The sequence below is a fragment of the Streptomyces sp. NPDC058295 genome (genome assembly GCF_042880655.1).
GTDB lineage: Bacteria > Actinomycetota > Actinomycetes > Streptomycetales > Streptomycetaceae > Streptomyces > Streptomyces coriariae.
In genome coordinates this window covers 85684-93986 of record NZ_JBHVYO010000034.1, presented here as the reverse complement: position 1 = coordinate 93986, position 8303 = coordinate 85684, and the positions used below count along the sequence as shown (strand labels likewise).

At 69.9% G+C, this 8303-nt stretch carries 9 protein-coding genes and 1 pseudogene; 5 read left to right on the top strand and 5 right to left on the bottom strand.

What is annotated here, in order from left to right; all coding sequences use genetic code 11:
• Window positions 1-1164: 1164 nt before the first annotated feature.
• Window positions 1165-1533: a hypothetical protein gene (locus ACFVYS_RS30720; RefSeq protein ID WP_389507285.1), complete on the bottom strand. Its 369-nt coding sequence runs from the start codon at window positions 1531-1533 to the stop codon at window positions 1165-1167.
• Here ACFVYS_RS30720 and ACFVYS_RS30715 point away from each other — a divergent pair.
• Window positions 1523-1843: pseudogene (locus tag ACFVYS_RS30715) on the top strand (tyrosine-type recombinase/integrase); the annotation flags it as partial. The gene ACFVYS_RS30720 and the pseudogene ACFVYS_RS30715 sit on opposite strands and share 11 nt — an antisense overlap.
• 46 nt (window positions 1844-1889) lie before the next feature.
• Complete coding sequence (locus ACFVYS_RS30710) at window positions 1890-2165, top strand: ribosomal protein L7/L12 (protein ID WP_389507283.1); 276 nt, start codon at window positions 1890-1892, stop codon at window positions 2163-2165.
• A 103-nt stretch (window positions 2166-2268) separates the two neighbouring features.
• Here ACFVYS_RS30710 and ACFVYS_RS30705 read toward each other — a convergent pair whose 3' ends face one another.
• On the bottom strand, window positions 2269-3030 hold the full coding sequence (locus ACFVYS_RS30705; protein ID WP_389507281.1) for a phosphoglyceromutase: 762 nt from the start codon (window positions 3028-3030) through the stop codon (window positions 2269-2271).
• A gap of 189 nt (window positions 3031-3219) precedes the next feature.
• On the opposite strand from ACFVYS_RS30705, the gene ACFVYS_RS30700 reads away from it, so the two are divergent.
• Window positions 3220-4521, top strand: coding sequence for an MDR family MFS transporter (locus ACFVYS_RS30700; RefSeq protein ID WP_389507279.1), 1302 nt, complete (start codon window positions 3220-3222; stop codon window positions 4519-4521).
• Between the two features lie 34 nt (window positions 4522-4555).
• Here ACFVYS_RS30700 and ACFVYS_RS30695 read toward each other — a convergent pair whose 3' ends face one another.
• Window positions 4556-5047, bottom strand: a complete 492-nt coding sequence (locus tag ACFVYS_RS30695; RefSeq protein ID WP_389507277.1) for a DUF2000 family protein — start codon at window positions 5045-5047, stop codon at window positions 4556-4558.
• A 49-nt stretch (window positions 5048-5096) separates the two neighbouring features.
• Here ACFVYS_RS30695 and ACFVYS_RS30690 point away from each other — a divergent pair, with 49 nt between their 5' ends.
• Window positions 5097-5912, top strand: coding sequence for an AraC family transcriptional regulator (locus ACFVYS_RS30690; protein ID WP_389507275.1), 816 nt, complete (start codon window positions 5097-5099; stop codon window positions 5910-5912).
• The gene (locus ACFVYS_RS30685; RefSeq protein ID WP_389507273.1) at window positions 5912-6133 is read left to right on the top strand and encodes a hypothetical protein; all 222 of its coding nucleotides are present in this window, start codon (window positions 5912-5914) and stop codon (window positions 6131-6133) included. Before ACFVYS_RS30690 ends, ACFVYS_RS30685 begins: the two co-directional genes overlap by 1 nt.
• 30 nt (window positions 6134-6163) lie before the next feature.
• On the opposite strand, the gene ACFVYS_RS30680 is transcribed toward ACFVYS_RS30685, so the two are convergent.
• Both ACFVYS_RS30680 and mshA read right to left on the bottom strand, forming a co-directional pair.
• On the bottom strand, window positions 6164-6667 hold the full coding sequence (locus tag ACFVYS_RS30680; protein WP_054243861.1) for a YbjN domain-containing protein: 504 nt from the start codon (window positions 6665-6667) through the stop codon (window positions 6164-6166).
• Complete coding sequence (gene mshA / locus ACFVYS_RS30675; RefSeq protein ID WP_389507271.1) at window positions 6660-7997, bottom strand: D-inositol-3-phosphate glycosyltransferase; 1338 nt, start codon at window positions 7995-7997, stop codon at window positions 6660-6662. Before mshA ends, ACFVYS_RS30680 begins: the two co-directional genes overlap by 8 nt.
• Between the last annotated feature and the right edge of the window lie 306 nt (window positions 7998-8303).

Below are 8303 nucleotides of genomic sequence, written 5' to 3'. Positions count from 1 at the left end.
GGTTTGTCGTCGTAGCTGCAGCGTTGGCTGTCGTCGGGATCGTTCTGGCCTATCGGCGGGGACGCTGACAGTTGGTCCAAATTCGACGGACCGCCACCCATCAGTTGATGGTGGTGGTCCGCCCCGGCCATGGATGTTTGCAAATTGGCCTCATCCTTATCAGGTCGGTCACTCAGCGTCGGTGAGGTTGGTCAACCGGCCGTGGTCCCCGGCTGACCGTCCACCAAGGTTCGGCGCCGACCGCCGCTGTCCGGGGCTGTTGGTGTCAGGCGTTGGTGTCAGCCACTATGGGCGGGCTTGACAAGTTCGCCTCTCACTCTCTCAAACAGCGAGCCCGGTCGTCATTCCGGATCCGATGCGGGGCCTGTTTGCGCCTCAGCCGACGACAGCCAGCCACGACGGCGGGTTCGCCGACCGACCAGGCGCGCGTGTGTCTCGCTGCACCCCCACCGGCCTCAGCCACGCTACTTTGCTCTTTCAGCGCGGCGTTGTGCCGCAGACGTATGTACCGCCGGGATACCAAGCTGAGGCACCATCACCGTTTATGGCGCGCACTCGGAAGCACTTGTAAGTGCCGGGCGTAACGTGCCAATTGTCGGCGGTGTCGTTCGCGCTCGTCCGGCGATACGAAATACCGTCGGTGATCTCGAACCCGGTTTCGTTTCTTGAGTTGTCTCGCCACGTCAGAAGGAATGTGTTGTTAGCCGTGGCTGCCACTCGCAGGCCAGACGGTGCGGTTGGGGCACTCTTGGCGTTGGCGATGCCCGTTGGGATCATGCAGGCGCATAGCACTCCGGCTGCTGCCGCTGCGCTGTAGGTGCGGATTTTCCTTGATGCACGCATCTTTTTCACCTCGGAGTGGGGTTCCAAGCGGAGAACTCCGCAGAAGCGGCGGGTGTCTTTTGGCCCCGCTGGTGAAGGTTCACGCTGTCTGCCGGTACGGGCGCGGCTATCAGCGGACATTTCCATGAAATCAGATGGGTGTTGATCGTGCACCTTAGGCTCATTCGCCTCCGTGGCCTTTAGGTGACTGGCTGCTGTAAGCGCGGTCCGGGCGCCGGCCGGGCTGGAGCGGGGCGGAGACAGGAGTGCAGGCCCGGCCGGGGGCCGGGCAGCGCGCGGGGAGCGGAGCGAGCCGCCTTGAACCAGTAGAGAAGTTGTAACTCAGTCGGCCGTACGGGGCCTGTGAGGCTTGAAGTCGTATGCGCACGAGGGAAGTTGCCTGCTCTGACGGTGTGCCATCGGCAGGAAGAGCGCTGGTCGGACCGTCCATGTGATGCGTGTGCTGACGTGGGTGACGGATACCGTCCAGGGCTCCCGTCGCAGGAGGGCTCGTCTCGTGTCGATGCGGTCGTCGTGGAGCCGCGTCCACGCTTTTTGGGAAGCTGCCGTGTCAAGGGCCGGTGAGATGGTGCGCAGGATCGTCGCCACCCAGTTGTTCGCCTCGACCGCCGAGTAGGCGTCGAAGGATCCGAAGAGGGCCGGCGGCTGCTGCCCGCCGAGCCTTTCGATGGCCAATTGGCTGATCTTCACCGGGCCGCGCGGTGGTCACGTCTGGCGGACGTCCCTCAACGAGGAGGCGTGGAAGCGGGCGCTGGCCTCGGCCGGGGTGATCCCCGACCGAAAGCCGGGCAAGTCGTACGCCGAGTCCCGCGAAAACGGCATGCACGCCCTTCGCCACTTCTACGCCTCGGTGCTCCTGGACGCCGGGGAGAACATCAAGGCCCTCGCCGAGTACCTCGGCCACTCGGACCCGGGCCTGACACTGCGCGTCTACGCCCACCTCATGCCGTCGCAAAGCCGTAGCCGCTGTCTTCGACACCACCAAGACGATGCGACATGACGGCTGAGGGCTCGTACGCTCCGAAATGGAAGGGGCGGGGAGAACAATGGCGGACGAGTACTTCTTGCTGGTTTGCGACGACGTGCCTCATGACGTGGTGATCACTGACCCCGGTGTCCGGGTGATGGACGTCGTTCAGGTCGTGCGTCGGCTGACGGGGCTGAGCCTGTGGCGCAGCAAGGTTCTGGCGACGCGGGTTCCCGCCGTCATCCTCGCCTGCGTGCCTGAGGAGGACGCGGCGGCAGCCGTCTCAGCCCTCCGCGATGCGGGGGCACGGGCAGAGACGAGAGGACAGCCGGAGCCGGACTTCCTGAAGCACTGAGCACAACCCGACCAACCGGCTGACGGCCCAGAGACGGCCCAGCCCCACTAATAAGCCCCCGCCCTGCCAAGAAACAGCAGGTCGGGGGCTTATTAGTGTCGCGTTACTTCTTCTTTCCCTGGTTCTTGACTGCCTCGATGGCCGCTGCGGCCGCGTCCGGGTCGAGGTAGGTGCCGCCGGGGGTGAGCGGCTTGAAGGCTGCGTCGAGTTCGTAGGCCAGGGGGATGCCCGTCGGGATGTTCAGGCCTGCGATGTCGGCGTCGGAGATGCCGTCGAGGTGCTTGACGAGCGCCCGGAGCGAGTTGCCGTGGGCGGCGACCAGGACCGTGCGGCCGGACAGGAGGTCCGGGACGATGCCGTCGTACCAGTACGGGAGCATGCGGACGACGACGTCCTTCAGGCACTCCGTGCGGGGGCGGAGCTCCGGCGGGATGGACGCGTAGCGGGGGTCGCCGGCCTGGGAGAACTCGGAGTCGTCCGACAGCGGCGGGGGCGGGGTGTCGTAGGAGCGGCGCCAGAGCATGAACTGCTCCTCGCCGAACTCCGCGAGGGTCTGCGCCTTGTCCTTGCCCTGGAGGGCGCCGTAGTGGCGTTCGTTCAGGCGCCAGGAGCGGTGGACCGGGATCCAGTGGCGGTCGGCGGACTCCAGCGCCAGCTGGGCCGTGCGGATCGCGCGCTTCTGGAGCGACGTGTGGACCACGTCGGGGAGGAGGTCGGCATCCTTCAGGAGTTCGCCACCGCGGACCGCCTCCTTCTCGCCCTTCTCGTTGAGGTTGACGTCCACCCAGCCGGTGAACAGGTTCTTCGCGTTCCACTCGCTCTCGCCGTGACGGAGGAGGATCAGCTTGTACGGTGCGTCGGCCATGCGTATGAGCGTAATCCACCGCTCCGATCCGTTGTGCGCCCGCTCGTACAGCGGACAGGCCCCCTGACGGTTGACGGGATCTGTTAATCGAGTGGCCTCCCGTGCTTCGCCTCTCGTAAGTTCTGAGCGCCGCCTGAGCCACTTACACCAGCCGCTCGCATCAGCCACTTGCATCCCGGGGGATCCGCCATGTCCGTCGCCGTCCTGAGACGTGCCGTTCGCGAGACTCTGTCCGGGCTGCCGCGCGAGTTCTGGTGGCTGTGGACCAGCACCCTCGTCAACCGGCTCGGCGGCTTCGTCGCCACCTTCATGGCGCTGTACCTGACACTCGACCGCGGGTACTCCGCCTCCTACGCCGGGCTCGTCGCCTCCCTGCTCGGGCTGGGCGGGGTCGTCTCGTCGCTCGCCGGCGGGGTCATGGCGGACCGGCTCGGGCGGCGGCCCACCCTGCTCGTCGCGCAGACCTCGACGGCCGTCTCCGTGGCGCTGCTCGGGTTCGTCGAGCATCCCGTCGCCATCGCCGGTGTCGCCTTCCTGGTCGGCATGGCCTCCAACGCCTCCCGGCCGGCCGTGCAGGCGATGATGGCCGACATCGTCCGGCCCGAGGACCGGGTCCGTGCCTTCTCGCTCAACTACTGGGCCATCAACCTCGGCTTCGCCGTCTCCTCCATGGCCGCCGGGTTCATCGCCGAGGTCAGCTACCGCGCCGGGTTCCTGCTCGAGGCCGGGATGACCCTCGTCTGCGCGGTCGTCGTCTTCCTCAAGCTGCCCGAGTCCCGGCCCGAGCGGGAGGAGAAGGCCGTACGGGAGGACGGCGTCGGGCTGGGGACCGTGCTGCGGGACGGGCGGTTCATGAGCGTCGTCGGGCTGTCCTTCCTCGTCGCGCTCGTCTTCCAGCAGGGGTCCGTGGGGCTGCCGGTGGCGATGGGCGCGGCCGGGTTCGCGCCGGCCGACTACGGCATGGCGATCGCCGTCAACGGTGTGCTCATCGTCGCGTTGCAGATCCCCGTCACCCGGTTCATCGAGCACCGGGATCCACGGCGGCTGCTGGTCGTCTCCTCGGTCCTCGCGGGGTACGGGTTCGGGCTCACCGCCTTCGCCGGCTCGGTCGGCGTCTTCGCGCTCACCGTCTGCGTGTGGACCCTGGCGGAGATCGTCAACGCGCCGACCCAGACGGGGCTCGTCGTCCGCCTCTCCCCCACCCACGGGCGCGGGCGCTACCAGGGCATGTACACGCTCTCCTGGGCCGTGGCCTCCCTGGTCGCCCCGGTGATGTCCGGCTTCGTCATCGACCGGTTCGGGGCGGAGTGGCTGTGGGGGATGTGCGCGGTCGTGGGGACGGCGGCGGGCGTCGGCTACGCCGTGCTGATGCGACGCCTTCCCGGGGAGGACGAGGTCAAGGGCGAGGGCAAGGGCGAGGTCGAGGTCGCGGCGGCCGTTCCTGGCGAGCAGGCCGGCGCCGCCGCCGAGCCCGCGGCCAGCGCCGTCTGAGCGGCCGGCGCCGTCTGAGCGGCGGGTGCGGGGCTCAGGGGTGCATCCGCGCGCCCTTCAGCACCTTGTCCACCGCGTTCCTCGGGCCGTAGACCGCCAGTCCTACGACGTCCAGCCCGGCCGTCGGTACGGCACGCACCGCCGCGCGGTTGTCGTGGTCGTTGCCGGTGGCGAAGAGGTCGCTCGTGAACACCGCGCGCGGGAGGGACCGGGAGAGCACGCGCGCGTGAGCGGCGGTCAGCGTCTCCTTCGCGCCCTCGAAGACCAGCACCGGCTGGCGGAACATCGACAGATACGCCACGCCGTCCGCGTCCTCGTAGGGCTCCCCGATCACCTCGGGGAGGGCCGTACCGAGGCCGCTGACCAGGAACGCGGTGACGTTCAGGCGCTGCCAGGTCTCCAGGTCCTCGCGCAGCAGGACGGCGATCTTCGTGTCGAAGCGAAGGGGGGCGGCGGGTGAGATCGGTGCGGTGGATGCCATGGGTGCGACGGGTGCGGCGGGTGCGGTGGGTGTCTCGTCGTTCATGGTTCGAGACTGCCGACCGGCCCCCGACGCCGTCTTGTACGTTCTTTGCATGGCCCCGCAGCGGACAGCCGACGTCTCCGCCTGGCGCCCGGCCGTCCCGGGCGTGGTGGAGGTCTTCCATGCCCACTTCACCGAGTACGCGTACCCGATGCATGTCCACGAGGCGTGGACGCTGCTGATCGTCGACGACGGCGCCGTACGGTACGACCTCGACCGGCACGAGCACGGCACCCCGCACGACACGGTGTCCCTGCTGCCACCGCACGTGCCGCACAACGGCTCACCGGCCACCTCGGGCGGCTTCCGCAAGCGGGTCCTGTACCTCGACGCCGAGGTGCTCGGCGAGGACCTCATCGGGGCCGCCGTCGACGCCCCCGACCTGCGCGATCCCGCGCTGCGCCGACGGGTCGGGCAGCTGCACTCCGCGCTCGCCCGGCCCGGCGACGAGCTGGAGGCCGACAGCCGGCTGACGCTGATCGGCGAGCGGTTGCGGACCCATCTGCGCGCGGGGCTGCGCACCGTCGCCGAGCGCCGCGACCCGGACCTCGCGCGCCGCCTGCGTGAGCTGCTCGACGAACGGGTCGTCCAGGGCCTGACGCTGGACGAGGCCGCCGGGCTCGTGTCGGCCCATCCGGCCCATCTGGTACGGGCGTTCAGCGCGGCGTACGGCATCGCGCCGCACCAGTACCTCACCGCCCGCCGGGTCGACCTGGCCCGCCGGCTCCTGCTCGACGGGCGGCCGCCGGGTGAGGTGGCGGCGACGTCCGGCTTCTACGACCAGGCTCATCTCACCCGGCATTTCCGGAAGCTGGTGGGGGTCACCCCCGGGCGGTACGGAGATCGACGGAAGTCCTCCGTCCGCTGATGACCGGCGCCTGGCGTCGCCTCCATGGACACCGACACGACACAGCACTCTTCGCCGACCTCGCCGAGATCGACCGACGTCCGAACGAGCTCGACCAGAAGCTGGACCAGCTGCCCACCAAGCAGGAACTGGCCGACGCCCTGCGCGCCTTCGCCGACCAGCTCGACGCTCCGGCCAACCCGACCGCTCCCGCCCCGGACCCGGAACCGGACGCTTCCTGACTCCTCCCGACCGCTTCCGGGGTCGGCGCGTCAGTCGGCCGGGCGTTGCGTCAGATGGGCGAACGCGTCCAGGTTGCGCGTCGGTTCGCCCCGGGAGACCCGCCACTCGTACTCCCGGCGGATGGCGCTCGCGAAGCCCAGCTCCAGGAGCGTGTTGAAGGCACCGTCGGCGGCTTCCAGGACCTGGCCCATGAGGCGGTCGATCTCGTCGGCGGTGACCGAGGCGAGGGGGAGACGGGCGGTGACATAGACGTCGCCGAGCCGGTCGACGGCGTAACTCACGCCGTACAGCTTGAGGTTGCGCTCCAGGAGCCAGCGGTGGACGCCGGACTCGTTCTCGTCGGGATGACGGACGACGAAGGCGTTCAGAGAGAGGGAGTGGCGGCCGACGATGAGGGAGACGGTCGTCTTGAGTTTCCGGGTGCCGGGGAGCTGGACCACGTAGTTTCCGGGGGCCGGGCTCTCCCACTCCAGCTCCGCGTCCTTCAGGAAACCCTCGATGACCTGTGCGGCCGTCTTCTCCACGTCACCCATGCTCGGAGCGTACGCGACGGCGGTGCGACTGGGCCGCGGCCGCGTAGACGTCCGCGGTGCCGGCGGCCGCGGTGTCCCAGCCGAAGGACTGGGCGTGCGCCGTGGCGGCCGCGCCCATCCGGGCGGGGAGGTCGGGGCCGTCGGCGAAACGCGCGAGCACGCGCGCGTAGGCGGCCGGATCGTGGCCCTGCACCAGGAAGCCCGTCTCGCCGTCCCGAACGGCCACCGGGAGCCCGCCGACGGAGGCGGCGAGCACCGGGGTGCCGGCCGCCTGCGCCTCTATGGCGACGAGCCCGAAGGACTCGCTGTAGGACGGCACGACCAGCAGTGACGCCGCCCGGAACCAGTCCGCGAGCTGGTCCTGGCCGACCGGCGGACGGAACCGTACGACGTCCGCGATGCCGAGCCGCGCGGCCAGCTTCTGCAGCCCCTCCGGCTTGGCGAGGCCACTGCCGCTGGGGCCGCCGACGATCGGGACGACGATGCGGGAGCGCAGCTCGGGACGCTCGTCGAGCAGGACGGCCACCGCCCGCAGGAGCACGTCCGGAGCCTTCAGGGGCTGGATGCGGCCCGCGAAGAGGGGGACCAGCGCGTCCTGGGGCAGGTCCAGACGGGCGCGGGCGGCTGCCCGGCCGTCCGCCGGGGTGAAGCGGTCGAGGTTGACGCCGGGGTGCACCACGGCGACCTTGCCGGGGCCGGCGTGGTAGTGCCGGACGAGTTCGTCGGCCTCCTCCGCCGTGTTGGCGATGAGGCGGTCGGCGGCGGCGACGATCTGGGTCTCGCCGATGACACGGGCGGCGGGCTCGGGGGTGTCGCCGTCGGCCAGGTTGGCGTTCTTGACCTTGGCCATGGTGTGCATGGCGTGCACGAGGGGGGCGCCCCAGCGCTGGGCGGCCAGCCAGCCGACGTGGCCGGAGAGCCAGTAGTGCGAGTGCACGAGGTCGTAGTAGCCGGGACGGTGACCGGCCCAGGCCTGCATCACGCCGTGCGTGAAGGCGCACAGCTGCGCCGGGAGGTCCTCCTTGGCGAGGCCCTCGTAGGGGCCCGCGTCGACATGCCGGACGAGGACTCCGGGGGCCAGCTCGACGGTCGGCGGGAGGCCGCCGGTGGTCGCGCGCGTGAAGATCTCGACCTCGATGTTGATCGCGGCGAGGCGCTGCGCGAGCTCGACGATGTAGACGTTCATGCCGCCCGCGTCGCCGGTGCCGGGCTGGTGGAGCGGAGAGGTGTGCACGGAGAGCATCGCGACGCGGCGGGGGCGGCGGTGGAGCCTGAGCCGCGAGGGTGCCGCCGAAGAGCGACGCCCGAGCCTGTTGGTGTACTGGCTCACGGGGCGTTCCTCCTTGCTGCGGGCATGCCGGAAAGAGGGTGTGGGGCCCTCCAAGGGGCTGCAACGCCGGAGGAAGGCGTTCCCATTCCGGGCGGGTTTCGGAAAGGGGCGGTTTTTGCTCAGTCATTACCACGTATCGCTCAACCGTTCGAGCACGACGGGCGTCGCGTGGGCCGGGCTGATCTCGCCCCCGCCGCCCTTTCCCGTCCCCACCCTGGGGGCTGCCGCCCCCGGACCCCCGCTTCGGCCCCGAAAGGGCCTCGTCCTCAAACGCCGGACGGGCTGGTGCTCCGGGTCGGGTACTCA

Excerpts from the sequence above, each read along its gene's own strand:
- ACFVYS_RS30710 (WP_389507283.1), top strand. The coding sequence starts at position 1,890 with ATGGCGGACGAGTACTTCTTGCTGGTTTGCGACGACGTGCCTCATGAC.
- ACFVYS_RS30705 (WP_389507281.1), bottom strand. The coding sequence starts at position 3,030 with ATGGCCGACGCACCGTACAAGCTGATCCTCCTCCGTCACGGCGAGAGC.
- ACFVYS_RS30700 (WP_389507279.1), top strand. The coding sequence starts at position 3,220 with ATGTCCGTCGCCGTCCTGAGACGTGCCGTTCGCGAGACTCTGTCCGGG.
- ACFVYS_RS30695 (WP_389507277.1), bottom strand. The coding sequence starts at position 5,047 with ATGAACGACGAGACACCCACCGCACCCGCCGCACCCGTCGCACCCATG.
- ACFVYS_RS30690 (WP_389507275.1), top strand. The coding sequence starts at position 5,097 with ATGGCCCCGCAGCGGACAGCCGACGTCTCCGCCTGGCGCCCGGCCGTC.
- ACFVYS_RS30685 (WP_389507273.1), top strand. The coding sequence starts at position 5,912 with ATGACCGGCGCCTGGCGTCGCCTCCATGGACACCGACACGACACAGCA.
- ACFVYS_RS30680 (WP_054243861.1), bottom strand. The coding sequence starts at position 6,667 with ATGGGTGACGTGGAGAAGACGGCCGCACAGGTCATCGAGGGTTTCCTG.